19 protein-coding genes and 1 tRNA gene are annotated in these 19,262 nt (G+C 70.2%); 8 read left to right on the top strand and 12 right to left on the bottom strand.

Features of this window, described 5'->3' with window-relative positions; translation table 11 throughout:
- Positions 1-191: 191 nt before the first annotated feature.
- The 6 genes from IU448_RS22365 to IU448_RS22340 all read right to left on the bottom strand — a co-directional run bounded on the left by IU448_RS22365 (position 192) and on the right by IU448_RS22340 (position 6,709).
- Complete coding sequence (locus IU448_RS22365; protein ID WP_228813926.1) at positions 192-2,441, bottom strand: DUF2339 domain-containing protein; 2,250 nt, start codon at positions 2,439-2,441, stop codon at positions 192-194.
- A gap of 534 nt (positions 2,442-2,975) precedes the next feature.
- Positions 2,976-3,641, bottom strand: coding sequence for a response regulator (locus IU448_RS22360; RefSeq protein ID WP_195057638.1), 666 nt, complete (start codon positions 3,639-3,641; stop codon positions 2,976-2,978).
- Between the two features lie 254 nt (positions 3,642-3,895).
- Complete coding sequence (locus tag IU448_RS22355; RefSeq protein ID WP_324188675.1) at positions 3,896-4,612, bottom strand: GNAT family N-acetyltransferase; 717 nt, start codon at positions 4,610-4,612, stop codon at positions 3,896-3,898.
- Between the two features lie 140 nt (positions 4,613-4,752).
- Positions 4,753-5,190, bottom strand: a complete 438-nt coding sequence (locus IU448_RS22350) for a DoxX family protein (RefSeq protein ID WP_195057637.1) — start codon at positions 5,188-5,190, stop codon at positions 4,753-4,755.
- A 73-nt stretch (positions 5,191-5,263) separates the two neighbouring features.
- Entirely contained in the window at positions 5,264-5,653 is a 390-nt protein-coding gene (locus IU448_RS22345; RefSeq protein WP_324188674.1) for a DUF5946 family protein, read from the bottom strand.
- Between the two features lie 120 nt (positions 5,654-5,773).
- Positions 5,774-6,709: an alpha/beta fold hydrolase gene (locus IU448_RS22340; RefSeq protein ID WP_228813924.1), complete on the bottom strand. Its 936-nt coding sequence runs from the start codon at positions 6,707-6,709 to the stop codon at positions 5,774-5,776.
- An 89-nt stretch (positions 6,710-6,798) separates the two neighbouring features.
- Between IU448_RS22340 and IU448_RS22335 the strand changes: the two genes are divergently transcribed.
- Positions 6,799-7,128 carry a hypothetical protein gene (locus IU448_RS22335; protein ID WP_228813922.1) on the top strand — a complete coding sequence of 110 codons (330 nt, stop codon included), beginning with the start codon at positions 6,799-6,801 and terminating at the stop codon, positions 7,126-7,128.
- A 41-nt stretch (positions 7,129-7,169) separates the two neighbouring features.
- On the opposite strand, the gene macS is transcribed toward IU448_RS22335, so the two are convergent.
- The 4 genes from macS to IU448_RS22315 form a co-directional block, all read right to left on the bottom strand.
- On the bottom strand, positions 7,170-8,384 hold the full coding sequence (gene macS, locus IU448_RS22330) for a MacS family sensor histidine kinase (protein WP_195057635.1): 1,215 nt from the start codon (positions 8,382-8,384) through the stop codon (positions 7,170-7,172).
- A 9-nt stretch (positions 8,385-8,393) separates the two neighbouring features.
- Positions 8,394-9,125 carry a dethiobiotin synthase gene (gene bioD, locus IU448_RS22325; protein ID WP_195057634.1) on the bottom strand — a complete coding sequence of 244 codons (732 nt, stop codon included), beginning with the start codon at positions 9,123-9,125 and terminating at the stop codon, positions 8,394-8,396.
- Entirely contained in the window at positions 9,122-10,288 is a 1,167-nt protein-coding gene (locus IU448_RS22320) for an 8-amino-7-oxononanoate synthase (RefSeq protein ID WP_195057633.1), read from the bottom strand. Before IU448_RS22320 ends, bioD begins: the two co-directional genes overlap by 4 nt.
- 108 nt (positions 10,289-10,396) lie before the next feature.
- Positions 10,397-10,984: a TetR/AcrR family transcriptional regulator C-terminal domain-containing protein gene (locus IU448_RS22315; RefSeq protein WP_195057632.1), complete on the bottom strand. Its 588-nt coding sequence runs from the start codon at positions 10,982-10,984 to the stop codon at positions 10,397-10,399.
- Positions 10,985-11,131: 147 nt separating this feature from the next.
- On the opposite strand from IU448_RS22315, the gene bioB reads away from it, so the two are divergent.
- The 4 genes from bioB to IU448_RS22295 all read left to right on the top strand — a co-directional run bounded on the left by bioB (position 11,132) and on the right by IU448_RS22295 (position 13,846).
- Positions 11,132-12,160, top strand: coding sequence for a biotin synthase BioB (gene bioB, locus IU448_RS22310; RefSeq protein ID WP_195057631.1), 1,029 nt, complete (start codon positions 11,132-11,134; stop codon positions 12,158-12,160).
- A 32-nt stretch (positions 12,161-12,192) separates the two neighbouring features.
- Complete coding sequence (locus IU448_RS22305; RefSeq protein WP_195057630.1) at positions 12,193-12,420, top strand: hypothetical protein; 228 nt, start codon at positions 12,193-12,195, stop codon at positions 12,418-12,420.
- A complete protein-coding gene (locus tag IU448_RS22300; RefSeq protein WP_195057629.1) occupies positions 12,420-13,157 on the top strand; it encodes a DUF2567 domain-containing protein in 738 nt (245 codons plus the stop codon). Before IU448_RS22305 ends, IU448_RS22300 begins: the two co-directional genes overlap by 1 nt.
- Before the next feature lie 158 nt (positions 13,158-13,315).
- On the top strand, positions 13,316-13,846 hold the full coding sequence (locus tag IU448_RS22295; RefSeq protein WP_195057628.1) for a DUF1353 domain-containing protein: 531 nt from the start codon (positions 13,316-13,318) through the stop codon (positions 13,844-13,846).
- Between the two features lie 24 nt (positions 13,847-13,870).
- Here IU448_RS22295 and IU448_RS22290 read toward each other — a convergent pair.
- Positions 13,871-13,941 (bottom strand) — tRNA-Gln (locus tag IU448_RS22290).
- A gap of 99 nt (positions 13,942-14,040) precedes the next feature.
- Positions 14,041-14,802 carry an NUDIX domain-containing protein gene (locus IU448_RS22285; protein WP_195057627.1) on the bottom strand — a complete coding sequence of 254 codons (762 nt, stop codon included), beginning with the start codon at positions 14,800-14,802 and terminating at the stop codon, positions 14,041-14,043.
- A gap of 61 nt (positions 14,803-14,863) precedes the next feature.
- Between IU448_RS22285 and nadA the strand changes: the two genes are divergently transcribed.
- The 3 genes from nadA to nadC all read left to right on the top strand — a co-directional run bounded on the left by nadA (position 14,864) and on the right by nadC (position 19,181).
- Positions 14,864-15,919: a quinolinate synthase NadA gene (gene nadA, locus IU448_RS22280; protein ID WP_195057626.1), complete on the top strand. Its 1,056-nt coding sequence runs from the start codon at positions 14,864-14,866 to the stop codon at positions 15,917-15,919.
- 492 nt (positions 15,920-16,411) lie between these two features.
- Positions 16,412-18,220: an L-aspartate oxidase gene (locus tag IU448_RS22275; RefSeq protein ID WP_195057625.1), complete on the top strand. Its 1,809-nt coding sequence runs from the start codon at positions 16,412-16,414 to the stop codon at positions 18,218-18,220.
- 100 nt (positions 18,221-18,320) lie between these two features.
- Positions 18,321-19,181, top strand: coding sequence for a carboxylating nicotinate-nucleotide diphosphorylase (gene nadC / locus IU448_RS22270; protein ID WP_195057624.1), 861 nt, complete (start codon positions 18,321-18,323; stop codon positions 19,179-19,181).
- The last annotated feature ends 81 nt before the right edge of the window (positions 19,182-19,262 follow it).

Genomic DNA, 19,262 nt, shown 5'->3' with positions numbered 1-19,262 from the left:
GACAAGGGCGATGCGGTGGCGAAAGCGTGCGCCCGTCGCTCACGAGATGGGCCCCACACAGCCGCGCGAATCGCGGCGGCCACGGCCCACGAAACGGCCGCCGCTGCGGACCCGGAGGGGAGTGCGCAGCGGCGGCCGCGGCCGGGCCGGGCCCGGAAAACGGTCTGCGGACCGTCCGAGGCGGGGTCGTGCTACGCGGCCCCGGACTCCCGCGACCCCGTTTCGGCGAATGCCCGGGCATAGCGTGTTCCGGCGACCAGCAACAGGATTCCGACCATCAGGAAGGCCGCTACCCGGATCAGGCCGTCCAGCGTCGCCAGGTCGAACAGGAACAGTTTCGCCAGGGCCGCGGCGGTGACCAGCAGCCCGGAACCCAGCGCGACCTTCACCGTGGCCGAGGCCTCCGCACCCAGATGCCGCAGGCCGTACAGGAGGGCGGCCAGCGCTGCGGCCATCCAGACGATGGTGGATACGCAGTGGCCGACGATGAATCCGTCCGCGGCGCCGGCGGCGACACCCAGCGCGACCGCCGCCGTGGTCACCAGGTAGAGGGCCGCCCCGCTGGCACCGATCCACAGCAGGGTGATCACCGATTCGTCGGTGGTCGTGCCGAATATCCGGCGCAGTGTCCACAGCGCCACCGCGAGTACACCCAGGCCCGCGATCGCGGCCGCGGCGGTCGGAGCACTCAGCTCTTCGACGGCCCGACGGGAAACGGACAGGGTTTCCGGATCGGCGACGGTGAACAGGCCGATACCGCCGAGTACCGCATAGCAGCTGCCGAACAGCGCCGCGACTCGGTTCCGCGCCTGGCCTGCGACGCCCAGATAGCACGCGGCCACGAGCAGGAGCCCGAACGGCAAGGTGGACCCGGTGGTGACGCCCCAGACGGCTTCCAGTGCAGCGAAGGAGCCGCCGGTGCCGGCCACGATCGCGGTATGGCCCGGGATGCGGGCGATATCACGCAGTTTCGGGACCAGCGCGGTCGCGGCTACCGCCAGCAGAACCACCGCGTAACCCGCGGACAGGATGGTCGCGGCCGGCCGGTCGACCAGGGCGGGTGCGGCGAGCAGCGGTGTGATGGCCAGCGCGCAGGTCAGGCTCGCGACGAGATCGCCCGGCCGCTGCCGTGTCACCAGGATCGCGCCGACCAGGCCGGCCGCCGCCACCGCCGTCGCCGCCGCGAGGACCAGCGTCCTGCGGTCGCCGGGCTGTTCGATCACGAACGCCAGAATCGTGAGGTGGATGGCCAGCACCGCGGGCACTGTGCGCACCAGATGGAGGAACGGCCAGTCGTACCGCATCTGCACCGGGACGCAGGTCACCTGCAGCACGATCAAGAAGGCGAGCAGGGCGAGTTCGGTCGTGACGAACGGCGCGAGCACCGCAGCTCCCGCCACCACCAGCACGGCCAGCGGTTGTGACCGCCACTGCACCGCCAGCCCGACCCCGGCCGCCGCGATACCGAGGGCAGCAGCGAATCCGGGCACCGGGTGCAACCAGTCGTAGATCGTGGTCATCGCCACGACGTCGAGGTAAGCGCCCGCGAACCCGGTGGCCGCGAGCGCGATCGCGCCCACCCGGCCGCCGGGCCGCCGGAACACACGCATCCCGGCGCCCACCAGCGCGACGGAGAGAACCCCGCCGGCGACCACCCGCGGCACCGGTCCGAAGATCCCGGCCTGCGCCGCGAGAACCAGCAGCATCACGACACCGATGAGCGTGACCGCCACCCCGGCGACCGCGAGCAACCGGCTGATGACGCCCTCCCGCTGCCACCACGGCGGGGACGGTGGGCCGGAGCCGGGGACATCGCCGCGCGGCGGGACCGGGCCGCGCGGCGGGGGAGTGGTACGCGGGGGCGGAACCTGGCTCATCGCGTGCCGGTACATTCCGGCTGTCGTGGTGGGCCGGCCGTGCTGCCACGCAGCGCCGGGTGGCTGTGTCCACGGGGCGCGCGGTTCCGGTGCCGGCTGTGCGTGTGTGCTCGCCGGAGTCGCTGTGGTCGCCGGTGCGGGTGGTGCAGCCCCGGCGCCGGACGCGGCCTCTCCCGCAGAAGAGGCCGGGTCCGGCTGGGCCGGTGTGTGCACCCCGCCGACGCCCACACCGGACGACGGCACCCTGCCCGGCGGAGCGCCGGATGATGCCGCGGTCTGTTCCGTTGCATGACCGATGCCTGCCGCCACCCCGCCGGGCTGATGACCGGTGCCGGTCGTTGCGCACTCGGGCAGATCGCTCTCGCCGGGAACCGGCCGGGGCGAGGCCGCGGTACCCGGCGAATCGGTGCGCGCCGACGCCACCGACTGCACCTGCCGGTGCAGGGAGGCAAGGTCGCGGCCCAGGGTGTTCATCTGTCCGCCGAGTGCGGTGAATTCACCGGCAAGGGAGTCGAACTCGCCGGACAGGCGGGCAACCAGCGCCGGGTCGATCGAAGTCGTCATACTTCGATGGTCGGCCGTGCGGTTTCTCCGCGGATGAGTAGGAATACTCGCCCCGAACCCGGGATCTACCCGTCTTCGCCGGTCGCCCCGTTATCGGTCGTGCCGCAGGGGGACAGCGCCCGGTACCGGACGAACAGACAACGGCCCCGAGCTCGGCCGCCGGGCCGGGCCCGCAGGGGGCCATCGGCCGACGGCCGGGGGACCGGCCCGTGGGTGCGGAGCGCGCGCAGCGCCTGTGAGCCGGGCCGCATGGGCGGCGGACGAGTTCGGTCGAACAAGAACCCGCCGGAGCATGGGCCGGCCGGAGCCGGCGTTGCCCGCCCGGGCCGCCGCAGTAGCGCGCCACCCCGTAACGGTCCTGCCGACCGGGTCACGTCGCCGACCGCATCTCCGGCTAACCCCGGAAGTCCTCGACCTCCGGGCACCGGCGCGCAACCGGTACCAACCGGCCCGGCCATGCCGGCTTCGAGCTGTCGCCACCGGAATCGCGGCCGAGCCTATCCGGCCGGTCCCGGTCGTAGCCCGGAGGCAGAGTCAATCGTCGAGGCCCTGTTCGATCACATAGCGGGTCAGCTCCACTCGGTTCGCCAGCTGGAGTTTGCGCAGAGTCGCCTGCACATGGTTCTCGACCGTGCGATGGCTCAGGTGCAGGCGGGTGGCGATCTGCTTGGCGGACAGACCCTTCGCCACCATGCGCAGCACCTCGGTTTCGCGTTCGGTCAGCGCGGGACGTTCCGGGGTCCCGGGATCGCTGGGCGCGGTGGCCATCCGCCGGTACTCACCCAGCACCAAACCGGCCAGCCCCGGGGTGAACACCGCCTGACCGGCGGCCGTATCGTGAACCGCGGCGAAAAGTTCGGCCGCGGAAGCACTTTTGACGAGATACCCGCTGGCCCCGGCCTTCACCGCGTCGAGTACATCGTGTCGTTCGTCGGAGGCGGAGAGCACCAGCACCCGGCTGTCCGGGGAAACCCGCAGTACGTCGGCCGTCGCCCGGGCGCCGTTGCCGTCGGGGAGTTGCATATCCATCAGCACCACCCGCGGCCGGACCGCGGCGGCCCGCCGGACCGCGGTCGCGGTGTCCTCGGCCGTCGCCACCACCCGGAACCCGGCCGCTTCGAGGTCGCGGGCCACCCCTTCGCGCCAGATCGGGTGATCGTCGACCACCATCACCGAAACAGCCGTCGCCTCGTCCGTCATCTCACCGCTCCCTCCGAGGCAGGCCACCGCATACATCCGGCACTGCCGGAATCCGCCGGTGCGGGACAGCCCGGTACAGATTTCCACGCCAGTTTGCCTGTGCCGCCGCGCGCGGGAAACCGGAACGGGTCATGTTGCCGAAAAACTATCACCGATGGCACCGGAGTCCCGCGTTGCGATTCCGGCGGATTCCCTGTCGTTCAGCGCGGGTCGAACCGGTGCGCGCCGCGGCCCGGACAGAGCGCATCCGGGTGTCAGGGGACGCGGAAACCGCGGAAGGTCACGTGCGTACGCGTGTGGAACCCGAGCTTCTCGTACAGGCCGATCGCACCGGTATTGGTCTCCACCACGTGCAGAAACGGCCGTTCCCCGCGTGCCACGATCCGCGTGACGAGTTCGCCGATCAACCGAGCCGCATACCCGTTTCCCCGCGCCTCGGGTGCCGTGCAGACCGCGCTGATCTCGGTCCATCCCGGTGGCCGGAGCCGTTCCCCGGCCATCGCCACCAGCCGGCCGTGGGCGCGGATACCCAGGTAGGTGCCGAGTTCGTGGGTGCGCGCCCGGAACGGCCCCGGCTGGGTCCGGGCGACCAGATCGAGCATCTCGGGCACGTTCTCCGTGCCCAGCCCCACCACTTCGGCGCCGGACCCGGGTTGCTCGGGCGCACTCGCCGGGCCGACCATCTGGCGGCCGTCGAGGGCGAAAACCGGTTCCCAGTCTGCGGGCGGTCGCGCCGGGCAACTGAACATATCCGCGAGCTCACCCCGCCCGACCAGCCGAGCAAGATCGGCCCATGCCTGCTCGTCCGGTTCGATGCCCACCGCGGCGAACGATGCGACCTCCGGCAGATAGATCCCCGCCCGTCCGGTCCACCGGCCCAAGTGCGCATGCTGGCCACGCAGCGATTCACCCACCGGATCGTCCAACTCGACGGCGGAGTCCACAGTCACGCTGTAACCCTCGTTGTCCACACCGCGAGTATGCCGGTCGGGGTCGGGGGCCGTGATCGCCCGGGCTGTCGCCGGGCGCGGCCGGGCAGCGAGCGATCCGGGAAACGCACGATCGGCGATCGGTGGACGTCCACCGATCGCCGGCCGCGCTCATGGAGTTGTCATCGGGACAGCATGGTGCGCAGATCGGCGACGCCGGCGCGGCGTTCGTAGGCGATCCAGGCGAAGATCGCGGCCAGCACCAGGGGGAAGATCGCCATCGAAGGCTTGTCGGCGATGAACGCCTGGGTCCCGGCGGCGAGCACGGTGAGCACGGACAGCCCCGCGGCGGCGAGGGCAGTGAGCCGCGGCACCATCAGGCCGATACCGCCCGCGACTTCGACGACTCCGATGAAGACGAGCAGTGCGAACGGGATCGCCAGGTTCTCGGAAGTGTTCTCGGACAGGGTGTTCGGGATCACCAGCTTCGGCCCGCCCGAGGCGATGATGAAGAACAGGCCGAGCAGGATCTGGAGAGTCCACAGGACGCGGTTGCGGATCTTGCCGGGACGGGCGGGGGCGTCGGCGGAGAAGGTGGCGGCGGGGTCGGCGGTGGTCATTTCTCGTCCTTCTGGTCGGTCGCGCCGGGTCGGTAGCGCGTTCAACCGATAGGACGGGGCGGCGCCGGTGGAGTCATCGCTGCCGGCGAAGTTTTTTCCGGGTCCGCCGCGGACCGGAGGTCGGACGAGACGTCAGCCATGCCCGGACAGTGGCCTCGGCCAGGTGGTGCATCCGGTCGCCGTAGGCTCGGCAACCGTCCCCGGTGAACCCGCCGTCGGCGTCTCGGAGATCGTGGACACTGAGCGGGAAGCCGGCCGGGAAGCCGGATTCCGGAAGCGCAGCATACGAATTCAGCGGTCCCAGATCGTAGCCGCTGCCGTCTTTGTTGCGGGCGATCTGATGCCGGGCGAGCCGGTTCGTCGCCGCGATACCTCGATCGGCATAGAACTGCAGCATCCGGAACTGTCCGTCGGCGTACCGCGGCACCATATGCGGCCGATGCTGGAGAACGAACGTGCACACCAAGGGGGGCGTGCCAGTTGTACATCTCGGGGTCGCCCTGTTCGACCGCCAGCGCTTCGTGCCAGGTATCGATGCACGGTGCTGCCGCCCCGCATACGCACCGCCCGCTGCCGGATCCGTTCACGGAAGCCGATGATATCCGTCGGTGCACGGTCGGCCGGAGGTCGAAATCGATTGTGCCGGGGTAGCCGGCGCAGACGCGAGGAGCTGCCGGAGGATTTCGCCGCCGTGTGTCCACAGCAGCGCGGCCCCGCTGTCCGGTAGATAGTGCCGGGTTGCGCCCGGGATTCGGGCGGCGAGGGTGGCGCCGTGGTCGGGGGAATGGGTCGAGTTGCCGTCCTGCCCGCCGTACCAGAGGTGAACGCGGGCGGTGAGTTCCTCTACACGGAACGGCCAGCGCGCGAAATGCAAGACCGTATCGCGCGCATAACCCGCCGGACCCTGCGCGAAACCGGAATCGAGCGCACGACCGAACGCGGCGGCGAAGTCCGGTTGCAGATAGACCGCGCGATCGGCCTCGGAGCTGCCCTCGACGCTCAGCCGCCACAGCGTTTCGGCGCTTCCGAAGTGCGCGAAATCGCGTTCGGCGCGGGCCGGATCGGTGGCCACCAGATCGACCAGCCGCCGAACGTCGTCCGGCAGAGGCATTGCGGGGTGAGCGAGTTCGTCACCGCCGGAGACGATCGCCACCGCGGCAGTGATCCCGCGCGCAGCCAGAGCGAGGGCGAACGGGGCTCCCTGGGAGAAACCGACGACAGCGGGTTCGGCCACGCCCAGTCGGCCGATATCGTCGGCCCAGTCCAGGAGCGTGCGCCCCGGCATTGCGGTGGATTCCCCCGAGCCGGGCCGCTCCACCGAGATCAGCCGGATGTCCAGCTCGGCCAGTGCGGCGAAGCCGAATCCGAGCGTACGCCCCCAGCCGGCGCCGGGGCAGAACAATACCGGCCGGCCATCCGCCGGGCCCCATTCCGCCCACGCCAGCCGGCGCCCATCCGGCAACCCTGTCGACCCGACCCGCTCCGGAGCCTCCATCCGCACCATGTCCATGCCGGTCATGATCGGCACATCCCTTCGGCGGAACAATCGTTTTTCGCAAATTCGTTGGAAATACCAATCAATATGTTGTGCCGGCGTAACCAATGTTGGTGGGTCGGGTATCTCGACGGCGCTTTCTCACCGATATCTCGCTGTACTGGCTGACCGCCACCGCGGCGTCCTCGGCACGGCTGCACCGGGAGCCGGCACGGGGGCATACGCCGTACTCGGTGCCGGTGGGAGCGGCGGTTTTAGCCAACGACATCACCCAATCGGTGCGGACGCCGGCCGAGCGGCCATACGACATCCGGCACTGGTCGGAATTCGATCGCGGCGGTCATTTCGCGGCGATGGAAGTGCCGGAGTTGCTCACCGCCGATATCCGGGACTTCTTCCATTCCCTCGTCGGCGAAACTGCCGAGCCGCGTCGGCCCCGGTGATGCGGCGGCACTGCAGTTCTCCAACCGCAGGACGCGCTGCTTCACCGTAGGCCGCGAGGATTGTCGCGACCGCGCGGGATGTGGAACTCCCATTCCGTACCTTCGCCGACGAGTTCGGCGGTGAGCAGTTCAGCCGTGCCGCCGAGGGCGGCGATCCGTCCGGTTATCGAGCGGGATACCCCCATCCGGCCCTCGTTCTCCGCTTCGGCCAGCCGCCCGGGAGGTATGCCGACGCCGTCGTCGCGGACGCTGACCACCAGATCGGAGCCGGTGTCCTCCAGGAGCACGTAGGCGCGGGCGTCGGGTCCCGCGTGCAGTTCGACATTGGTCAGGGCGGCGGCGACCGCGGCGGTGATCTCCTCGGCCGTCCAGCGGCCGACGGGTACGGGATCGCCGGGAGTGGAGACGACCACCCTGGGGGTGCTGTGCGCCGTCAGCAGCGGACGCAGGTCGACCGCGGTATCGCCGGCGGTCGAGTGGGCGGCCTGTTCGGAGATGAGCCGCCGCAGCGCGACCTCCTGCTCAGCGGCCCGCTCGGCCAATTCTCCAGCTGGACCGCCTATTTCATTGCCGCGCCGGCTGATGTAGGAGAGGATCTGTAGAACGCCGTCGTGCACCTGGCGGGCCAGCCGTTCCCGTTCCTCGGCGGCGGCGGTGAGCCGTACCGCGCGCTGTAGCTGCTCTTGGGCGCGCCGGGCGGTATTGGCCGCCAGGCCGAGCGCCAAACCGACCGACACGAGAACCGGCGCCGTCGCGTCGGCCCACACATCCTCGCCCCACTGCTGTCGCATGGTGATGATGGTGGCCGCGACGAGCAGGCCCGACCCGACTCCGGTCAGCGGTCCGCGCAGGATGGCGGCGGAGATGACCGCGTTCGCCGACCACATGGTGGTGGGCAGCGGTTGGTGCCCGTGGTACCAGTCGTATTCGGCGACCAGGGGAGTGGCCGCGATCAGTCCGATTACCACGAGATGGTCGCCCACGACGACCAGCGTGCGGGTGCGTGCGGTATCCGGAGTGTGCCACTGGGTCAGCAGCAGGGCGGAAACGCCGGACCAGATCACCATGAGGGCGATGAAGAACCAGCTCAGCAGCCGATGGTCGTAGTACTGCACGGATGCGATCTGCTGTCCCACCGCGTACAGCAGTGTGACCAGCCGGAACGCCTGGACCGCGCGCCACAGGGGTGCGGTGGCGGCGTCGGCCGGGTCGGGGGCGCGATTCGGCAATTCCCGCGGGGACCTGGTCGTGGCCATACCCGCACTTTAAGCAGAGGTCGTGATCCGCTCCGGCCGAACGTCGTGATCGCCCGCGGCGACCCCGAGATACTGCCGCGCCCACTGTCCGGTGAACCAGCCGGGCGCAGCCGCGCGGAACTGCGGTGGTGGCAACGAGCCCGCCCCGGCGGGGACGATGCCGGCGAGTTCGGCGCCGGTTACCCGCGGCAGGTCGGTGCGATTGGTCCGGGCGGCCAGATCGGGATGTCGTGGCCAGGATCCCACCACCAGGCCGGCGCATCGCACGCCGGCCTGCTCCAGGGCGCCGGTGGTGAGTGCGCTGTGGTTGAGTGTGCCCAGGTCCGGCGCGGCTACCACCAGCACCGGCGCCGCGAGTTCTCGGGCCAGGTCGAGGAGGGTGAAGGCGCCCAGCCGCACCAGCAGTCCGCCGGCGCCTTCGACCAGGGTCAACTCGGCGGAATCGAAATCGGCTATGGCGGCGGCTGTTTCGGTGAGTGTGAGCAGACCCGCGCCGCACCGCCGGGCGGCGGTGTCGGGGGCGAGCGGGTCGGGGTAGCGGGCCAGTTCGAGTGTCCTGGTCACCCCGGAGAGCGCGGTGATCGTGGCGAGGTCGCCGGGTTCGGTGGCCCCGACGCCGGTCTGTGCGGGTTTACAGACCGCGACGGTGCGCCCGGCGGCGTGTGCGGTGGCGGCCAGGGCCGCGGTGGTGACGGTTTTCCCGACTTCGGTGGAGGTTCCGGTGACGAACAGCAAGGTCATACGGGGACCGCCGCGATATTCCGGGCGTGCGCCAGCACCGGGATCAGGACCTGCGCGAGGGTGTCCAGATCGGCGGGAGTCAGATCGGCGCGGGCGGTCAGGCGCAGCCGGGAGGTGCCCTCGGGTACCGACGGGGGTCGGAAACAACCCACCTCCACGCCGTGTTCTCGGCAGCCGCGGGCGGCGTCGTGGGCGAGTTGCGGGTCGCCGAGGACCACCGGGACGACCGCCGAATCGGGTGCGGGCACTCCGGCGATCCGGGCGATATCGGCGGCGCGGTCCAGTACTCGCGGTCCGAGTCCGGGATCGCGGCGCAGGATCCGGAGGGCGGCGCGGGCGGCGCCGACGGCGGCGGGTGCCAGCCCGGTATCGAAGATCATCGTGCGGGCGGTGTCGATCAGATGGGCGCGTACTCGTTCGCTGCCCAGTACCGCACCACCCTGGGCGGCCAGAGCTTTGGACAGGGTTACGGTGACGATCACATCTGGTCGGCCAGCGAGCCCGGCCTCCTCGCACAGACCCCGCCCGCCGCGGCCGCGGACGCCGAGCCCGTGCGCTTCGTCGACGAGCAGCAGCGCGCTGTGGTCCCGGGTCACGCGGTGCAGTTCGGCCAGTGGCGCCAGATCGCCGTCGGCGCTGAACACCGAATCGGTGAGCACCAGGGCGCGTTCCTCGGTGCGGTCGGCCAGTAACCGGGCGACGGCCGCGGTGTCCCGGTGCGGTGCGATCGCCACCCGGGCCCGGGAGAGCCGGCAGGCGTCCACCAGGGAGGCATGGCATCCGGCGTCGGAGACGATCAATGAGCCCCGGCCCGCCAGCGCTGTCACCGCGCCGAGGTTGGCGGTGTAACCGGAGGAGAACACCAGGGCGGCCGGGAACCCGGTGAACTCGGCCAGTTCCGTTTCCAGCAGTTCGTGATCGGCGGTGGTGCCGGTGACCAGCCGCGAGCCGGTCGAGCCGGCTCCCCAGCGGTGGATTGCCTCGATCGCTCCGGCGCGGACTTCCGGGTGCCGGGTCAGGCCCAGGTAATCGTTGGAGGCCAGGTCCAGCGTCGGTGCGTCCGTGGTGCGCGGGCGTAGCCGCCGCCGCAATCCGGCGGTTACGCGCGCCGCCGCGTGGTCGTCGAGCCAGGCCAATGGGTCCGAGGTCACGCCAGGCACCATACTTGAACGCTGTTCAAGCTTGCCGGCGGGTTCGGGCGATCTGTGGAAGACGACGGGGCGCGTGCGGGGGGATCGTCGCTGTCGCCGACCGGTCCGGTTCGCCGCCGGTCAGCGGATTTCGGCACCCAATTGATGCCGGATACCCGCGGTGAACAATTGCAGACCGAAATCGAATCGGGCCGTCGGATCGGGGTCTTCGGCAGGCTCGGCGGAATCGGGTGCGGGCAGTGCCCCGGCCGAATCCATCTGCATCCGGGACTGTTCGTCGACGGTGTGGCCGAGTACGTAGTAGAGCAGCGTGTAAGCGGCGAGTTCGGCCTGCTCGCGGGGCATACCGGCACGGATCACGGCGCCGGCGATCCGCTCCCGGCCCTTGCTCGTGGTGAGGCGTGAAGCGTAGGTGGCGGAGACCAGTTCCGCGCCGTCGCGGTAAGTGAGCAGACAATCGCGCAACCGGTGCGCCAATTCGCTCAGGGCGCCGGACCAGTCGCTCGCGCCGACGGGTCGTTCCATCGGTGCCAGGATCCGGTCGGCGACGGCGCCGAGTAGCGCCTGCTTGTTGGGGAAGTGCCAGTACAGCGCGCCGGGCTGAACGTGCAGCGAACCCGCGAGCCGGCGCATGGTCAGGTCGGCGAGCCCGTACTGGTCGAGGATGGTGAGGGCTCCGTCCACGACATCGTCTCGGTGTAGCTGCACAGTCCGTCCTCCCGCTGCCTTCGGTCCACCACTGACGCTACCCCAGCCTGAACGCTGTTCAATCTTTGCCGCTACCCTGTCCTGAACGCTGTTCAAGTCCGGTGTGCCGGTCCGTCACCGGACACCTCCCGACGAAGGGATACGCCAGTGACCCAGGCCCCTGTCACCACCGAGATACCGGCCGCCGATGTGCTTGCCGTCGCGCGGGACCAGGTGCTCGAGCGCGGTATCGGGCTGTCCCGAGAGCAGACCTTGGACGTTCTGCGCCTCGGTGACGACCGGCTCGAGCAGTTGCTCGAACTCGCCCACGAGGTCCGCATGAAATGGTGCGGTCCGGACGTGGAGGTCGAGGGCATCATCAGCCTCAAGACCGGCGGCTGCCCGGAGGACTGCCATTTCTGCTCACAATCGGGTCTGTTCGCCTCCCCCGTCCGGGCGGCCTGGCTCGATATCCCGAGCCTGGTCGAAGCGGCCAAACAGACCGCCAAGACCGGGGCCACCGAGTTCTGCATCGTCGCCGCCGTCCGCGGCCCGGACGAACGGCTGATGGCGCAGGTGGCCGCGGGGGTCGAGGCGATTCGCAACGAGGTCGACATCCAGGTCGCGTGTTCGCTCGGGATGCTCACCCAGGACCAGGTCGACCGGCTCGCCGCGATGGGCGTGCACCGCTACAACCACAACCTGGAAACCGCGCGCTCCCACTTCCCGAACGTGGTCACGACCCACACCTGGGAAGAACGCTGGGACACCCTGCGGATGGTCCGGGACGCCGGTATGGAGGTCTGCTGCGGTGGAATTCTGGGCATGGGCGAAACCCTGGAACAACGCGCCGAATTCGCCGCCGACCTGGCCGCACTCGAACCCGACGAGGTACCGCTGAACTTCCTCAACCCCCGCCCGGGCACGCCGTTCGGCGATCTCGAGGTCCTGCCCGCCGCGGACGCGCTGCGCGCCGTGGCCGCCTTCCGGCTCGCGCTGCCCCGGACAATTCTGCGCTTCGCCGGCGGCCGCGAGATCACCCTCGGCGATCTCGGCGCCCGCCAGGGCATCCTGGGCGGTATCAACGCCGTGATCGTCGGCAACTATCTGACCACCCTCGGCCGCCCGGCCGAACAGGACATCGACCTGCTGGGTGAACTCCAGATGCCGATCAAGGCACTCAACGAGACATTCTGATCGGCGGCGCCAACCGCGGAAGGCAGGGCCGGATGAGTACTGTCGGCGATATGGACGAGCGTTACAACCCGTTCACGGGCACGCGGGTGGTGCCCGGGCACGATGAGCCGGCCTCCCGGGCCGTGGCCCTGGGCCTGGAACCGCCGAGGTTCTGCGCGCAGTGCGGGCGCCGGATGGTGGTGCAGATCGATCCGGGTGGCTGGCGGGCCCGATGCTCGCGGCACGGGGTCCTCGATTCCGCGTCCGCGGAGCGGCGGTAGTGGTGCCGGGGTCACGCGGAGGGGGAACGCGCAAGGAAAGCCGCGGCGGCGCGCGCAAGGAGCTGCGTGCCGCCGCGCTGCTGCTGGCCGCGGTGATCGTGCTGAGCGGGACGGCGGGTGTGGTCTGGGGGCTGGTGGCGCCGACCGAGCTGGTGCTGGTCGTCGAGCCGGGCCGGGGCGCCACGCTGGTCGGGGAGAGCCTGCACCGGTTCGATGCCCTGGCGATGTTCGCGGGTCTGGGCGCGGTGACCGGGGTGTTGTCGGCGGCCGCGGGCTGGCGGTGGCGGCGGATGCGCGGACCCACCCAGCTCATCGGGCTGCTGCTGGGTTCGGCGGCGGGCGCGTGGGTGATGGCGTGGGCCGGGGAAACGGTCAACGCGTGGGACAATCCGCGGCCCGGCGATCCGCCGGTGGGGCAGATCGTCTCGTTGCCGGTCGGCCTCGAAAGCCCACTCGCGCTGCTCGTCCAGCCGCTGGTAGCGGCGCTGGTCATCCTGATCCTGGCGGGGCTCAGCACAACCGAGGATCTCGGTACCGGATTCATGAGCCCGTTCGGGGAATCGCGTCCCCAGCCGTATGCGGAGTTTGCGCATACGGAATACGACCCGTCCTGCTATCCAGGCGATCCTTCCGCCCGGGTCCCGGCGCGGGGTCCCGCGGCGCCGGCCCGTGACGGCGGCGAAGCAGCGTTGTCGCCGCAGGAATCGCCGCCGCCCGGACCTTCGCTGTCCAAATAGCGCGTCCCCGGAAACGCGACGGCGCAACAGTTCTCGTCCGGCGCACGCTGCGCGCACCGCCGGTCTCGCGCAGCGGTACCGCGTACTGCTCGCCGCGCGGTCCCGGTCTTCCGGCCGTAGGCTGACTACGTTCGGGAGGACGACAGGGAGAAGACGTCGTGGGGTTCACCAGTTCGCTCGTGGTCGAGGAGATCGACGGGAAGTTCTGGAAAGTCCGGGAGCCGCTGACCTATCAGGGTGCGGACGAAGAATTCGAGGTACCGGCCGGTTTCCGCACCGATTTCGCCTCGGTGCCGCGGCCGTTGGTCTGGCTGATCCCGCGGTACGGGGTGTATACGCGGGCGGCGATCCTGCACGACTACCTGCGGCGCACCGAACGGGTCGGTGCGGCCGACGCCGACGGGATTTTCCGGCGGACGCTACGAGAATGCGATGTTTCGCGGCCGCGGCGCTGGATGATGTGGGCGGCGGTGCGGCTGGGCAGCCGGTTGCGCGGGATATCGCCCACCGCGTTCGCGGTCTTCGTGGTGATCGCGGTGCTGTCGATCGTGTTCGTGGCGATACCGACCGTGGTGGTCACCATCTTTCTGGTGCTGTTCTGGTTCATCGAGTTGCTCGCCTGGCCCGCGGACCGGTTCGCGCCGCCGCAGCGCCGTACCCGGGTCCCGCGACCGCAGATGCGGACCTGACGATTGCGGTGCGCGCAACAGCTGCTCGGGTACCAGGATTCGAACCTGGACCAACGGAGCCAAAATCCGGTGAGCTGCCGTTACTCCATACCCGATGGTGCGCAACGCAGAACGTAACCGGGTCGGCCCGGTGAACGCATCCGGTTTTCCGGTGGCGCGCCCTTCCGCGTAATGCGGTGGGCAGGGGCGGGTGTTCAGGCGCGGGGGCGCAAGGCCGCGAACTCGTCGGTGACCCGCAGTCCCGAATCGGTGAAGCGGTAGACCGATGCGGGCCGGCCGCCGGTGCGGCCCGGGGCAGCGGTCTCGCCGGTCGGCGTGATTACTTTGCGCCGGGTCAGCACGCGCTGCAGGTTGGTGGTGTCCACGTCGTAACCGAGGGCGGCGCAGTAGATTTCACGCAGGGTGGACATGGTGAACCGGTCCGGGGCCAAGGCGAAGGAAATATTGGTGTAGGACAGTTTCGCGGCCAGGCGGGTGCGGGCGTGGTCGACGACGGTTCCGTGGTCGAACGACATCTCCGGGAGTGCGGACACCGGATGCCAGCGTGTATCGGAGGGGAGTCGCGGGTCGGCGGTGAGGGGCACCAGTCCGAGGTACGCCGAGGCGATCCGGCGGGGGCCCGGAACTCGGTCCGGGGCGCTGAACACCGAGAGCTGCTCGAGGTGGTCGACCTGCCGTACATCGACTTTCTCGGCGAGCTGGCGGCGGGCCGATGTGTCCAGATCCTCGTCGTTGCGTAGCCGGCCGCCCGGTAGCGACCAGGTGCCCTGCTGCGGGTCGAGGGCGCGCTGCCACAGCAGGACGGCGAGTTCACTGCGCTGTCCCGGCGGGCGGCGGTCGGTCATCCCGTCGTGACCGCGCTCACCTGCGGCGATATCGGCAGGGAAGCGGCGAACCTGGAACACCGCGGTGAGCGATTCATGGATGGTGCTAAACTGGTCCACGTTTTCGATCATAAGTCGAAAACCTGGTTCAGGCGAATCGGCAGGGCTGCCGAGCGCGAAGGAAGGAGCGACCATGGCGACGATGGGAGCAGAATTGGCCCCGGCGCCGGGTACCGCACTGCGGGAGCGGATCGTCGACGGGCCCTCGGGCTATACCGGAGTGGAGGCCACACCGGAATGGGCCGCCGAGGTGAAACGCCTGGCGCGGCAACGCAATGCGACCATTCTCGCGCACAACTACCAACTCCCGGAGATCCAGGACGTGGCCGATCACGTCGGTGATTCGCTGGCGCTGTCCCGGATCGCGGCCGAGGCCCCCGAAGCCACGATCGTGTTCTGCGGTGTCCACTTCATGGCCGAAACCGCCAAAATCCTCAGCCCCGAGAAAACCGTGCTGATCCCGGATCAGCGGGCGGGCTGTTCGCTGGCCGATTCGATCACCGCCGAGGAACTGCGCGATTGGAAAGCCGAGCATCCCGAAGCGGTGGTGGTGTCCTATGTCAACACCACCGCGGCCGTGAAGGGCCTGACGGATATCTGCTGCACGTCCTCCAATGCCGTGGACGTCGTGGCCTCGATCGACCCGGACCGGGAAGTGCTGTTCCTGCCCGATCAGTTCCTGGGCGCGCACGTGAAACGGGAAACCGGCCGCGAGAACATGCATATCTGGATGGGGGAATGCCACGTCCACGCCGGTATCAACGGTGACGAACTCAACGACCAGGCGCGGGCGCACCCCGACGCCGAACTGTTCGTGCACCCCGAATGCGGCTGCGCGACCTCGGCACTCTACCTGGCCGGAGAAGGCGAGTTCCCGGCCGACCGGGTGCACATCCTGTCCACCGGCGGCATGATCGATGCCGCCCGTGCCGCGAAATCCAACCAGGTACTGGTGGCGACCGAGGTCGGTATGCTGCACCAGTTGCGCAAGGCCGCCCCCGGGATCGATTTCCAGGCCGTGAACGACCGTGCCGCCTGCAAATACATGAAGATGATCACCCCGGCCGCGCTGCTGCGCTGCCTGGAGCAGAACCGGGACGAGGTACACGTCGATCCGGAAACGGCGGGCCGGGCCCGGAATTCGGTGCAGCGCATGATCGAGATCGGGAATCCCGGCGGCGGGGAATGATCCCGGAAACCGCTGCATACACCGGTGGCCGCTGCCGACCGCCGGCCGACGGAAACGCCGGTGCGCTCGGTGCACGGAACCGGTGGGAACGCTCGCCGAGGCAGGCGCTCCCGGAGGCCGGCCACGCAGTGGGAGCGCACGGTCGCGCCGGAAGGGCGGACCACAGCCGGCGGTCGGACCGGTCGGCAGGCCCGTTGGCCGGTTCCGCCGGGCGAGCGGGCTGCTGCGCCGGGCAGGTCGGTCGGTTCACCAGATGAGTGGACGGGTTCGCGCAGCGACAGTGCCGGTTCGCGGAGCGTGGATCCCGGTTCGAGCTACCGGCCGGCCGAACCGGTGGGAACCGCCGTCGCATGCGCATTCCAGGGACTTGGATAACGGTGTTACCAGCTGCGTTCCAGCAGCCGACAGCGGCGCGCGACCTCGCTGCCGCCGTGATCTCGCCGCTCGGCGGATCAGCGCGAACAACCGGACGGATGGCCGGCGGAGGACACGATGACTTGTGAACGGTGGATCCCCGGGTGGGAAGAACGCGCCGATCTCGTGGTGATCGGCGGCGGCGTTGCCGGGCTCACCGCCGCCCGCGCCGCCGCGCGCCGCGGTATGCGGGTGCTGATCCTGAGCAAGGGCGGCCCCAGCGACACCGCCACCCAGTACGCGCAGGGCGGGATCGCGGTGGTCGCGCCGCAGGGTGATTCGGTCGAGTCCCATGTCGCGGATACGGTCGCGGCCGGCGGTGGATTGTGCGACCCCGACGCGGTGCGCTCGATCGTCGAAGCGGGGCCGGCCGCGGTCGCCGCCCTCACCGATCTCGGTGCGGTCTTCGACCTGGGACGCGACGGTCAGGTCTCGCGAACCCGAGAAGGCGGGCACAGCACCCGGCGCATCATCCACGCCGGCGGCGACGCGACGGGCGCGGAAGTGCAGCGGGCGCTGTCGGCGGCGGGATTGCCGGTGCTGTTCGGGACGGCCGTCCTCGACGTCGTCACCGATGAGTCCGGTGTGCAGGGGGTTGTCGCTGTTTCGGGCCGGGGCATCGGTGTCGTGCACGCCCCGGCAGTGCTCCTGGCCACCGGCGGCCTCGGGCAGCTGTACGCGCTGAGCACCAATCCCGCCGGGGCGACCGCGGACGGCGTGGCGCTGGCGCTGTGGGCGGGCGCGGCGGTGGCGGATCTGGAATTCGTGCAGTTCCACCCCACAGTTCTGTACTCACCCGGCGGTATCGGCCGGCAGCCGCTGATCAGCGAGGCAGTCCGCGGCGAGGGGGCCGTGCTGGTCGATTCCCGCGGCCGATCGGTGACCGCCGGGGTCCACCCGCGCCGTGATCTGGCGCCGCGCGATGTGGTGTCCCGGGCGATCGCCGCCCGGCTGCGGGAATCGGGCGAGGATCACGTCTACCTCGATGCCCGCGGAATCCCCGATTTCGCCGCCCGGTTCCCCACGATCACCACCTCCTGCCGGGTCGCCGGAATCGACCCCCGCCGCGACCTGATCCCGGTGGCGCCCGCCGCGCACTATCAGTGCGGAGGCGTGGTCACCGACCTGCACGGGCGGACCGGTGTCCCCGGGTTGTACGCGGCCGGGGAAGTCGCGCGAACGGGGTTGCACGGTGCGAACCGGCTCGCCTCCAACAGCCTGCTCGAGGGTCTGGTGATGGGGGAACGCGCCGGTCTGGCGGCGTTCGAGCGGCTGGGGGAACCGGCACTGGTGGACGACCGGTTCGTGGCGGACCGTCCCGCGCTTGCGCGGGCGCTGGTCCAGCCGACGATGACCGAACATGCCTCGGTGGTACGCGACGGTGGAGGTCTCGCCCGGGCCGCGGCCGTCCTCGAGAACACCATCGGCCGGGGCAGGTTCCGTGCCGCGGGTATCGAGGCAGAATCGCCGGCAACCCTGCCGGCATCTCCCGTGTCGCTGCCGTCCCCGGAATCCGGCCACCGCCCGTCGGCTTCGCCGGCGGAGCTGATCGGGCGCTTCGAAGATTCCGCACTCACCGTCACGGCCCGCGCCGTACTGCTCGCGGCCGCAGCACGCATCGAGAGCCGTGGCTGCCACACCCGCGCAGACCATCCGGTGCCGTCGGAGAATTCGGCCCGGTCCATCGTGATACGCCTCGACGGTGCGGGCGCTCCGTACGTCGCCGCGGATGCCGCGGTAGCGCCGGGAGGTATTGCTGACAGGCGGGGCAGGGACTTCGCCACAGGTAGCAACACTGGCGCACCGGTCGATACCGGCGAGGCCGTGCGCTCCCGAGTTCCCGCGCGCTCGGCCGCCGGAACCGACTCATCGGATACGCCGTCGTGAACGGCTCGGACGGATACCGGAATGCGACTCTCGCACACAGGTCTCGGACCTGCGCGGCAGCCGTTCTCGGTCGGCGCACAGTCGAAATGAGGAGTACAGAATGACTTTGGACCACGCCCTGGATCCCGATGCGATCCGCGGTCTCATCCGGACCGCGCTGGATGAGGATCTGCGCTACGGCCCCGATATCACCACCGTCGCCACGGTTCCCGCGGATGCCGCGGTGAAGGCCGCGGTGGTGGCGCGGCAGCCGGGCACGGTCGCCGGTATCGATATCGGGCTGCTGGTGCTGGACGAAGTGATCGGCGCCGACGGCTACGAGATCACCGAACGCATCCCCGACGGCACCCGTATCGTGCCCGGCGACACTGTCCTCGGTGTCGTCGCGCCGACCCGCGGCCTGCTCACCGCCGAACGCACCATGCTCAACCTGCTGTGCCATCTCTCCGGTATCGCCACCGCGACCGCCTCCTGGGTGGATGCCGTAGCCGGGACGAACTGCCGGATCCGGGACAGCCGGAAGACCCTGCCCGGCCTGCGGGCCCTGCAGAAATACGCGGTCCGCGCGGGCGGCGGCGTCAACCACCGCATGGGCCTGGGCGACGCCGCGCTGATCAAGGACAACCACGTCGTCGCCGCGGGCTCGGTGGTGAACGCCCTGCGTGCCGTCCGTGCCGCCGCTCCCGATATCGACTGCGAGGTGGAGGTCGACAACCTCGACCAGCTCGACGCGGTCCTGTCCGAGCAGGTCGAGCTGGTCCTGCTGGACAATTTCCCCCTGTGGCAGACCCAGGCCGCCGTCCAGCGCCGCAACGCGGTCGCCCCGCAAACCGAACTCGAATCCTCCGGCGGTCTCACCCTCGACATGGCCGCCGACTACGCCCGCACCGGCGTCGACTACCTCGCCGTAGGCGCCCTGACCCACTCCGTGCGGGTCCTGGACCTCGGTCTCGATATGTAGTGGCCCCGGTCGGTCGGCCGCTACCCGAACGGGCGTGGGCGTGCCCGGGCGCGCGGCGGTCGCACTGTGCATCGTTCGGCG

Source organism: Nocardia flavorosea, assembly GCF_015477805.1.
Taxonomy (GTDB): domain Bacteria; phylum Actinomycetota; class Actinomycetes; order Mycobacteriales; family Mycobacteriaceae; genus Nocardia; species Nocardia flavorosea_A.
The sequence above is the reverse complement of the archived record's forward strand: the minus strand, read 5'-3'. Positions and strand labels throughout refer to the sequence as shown.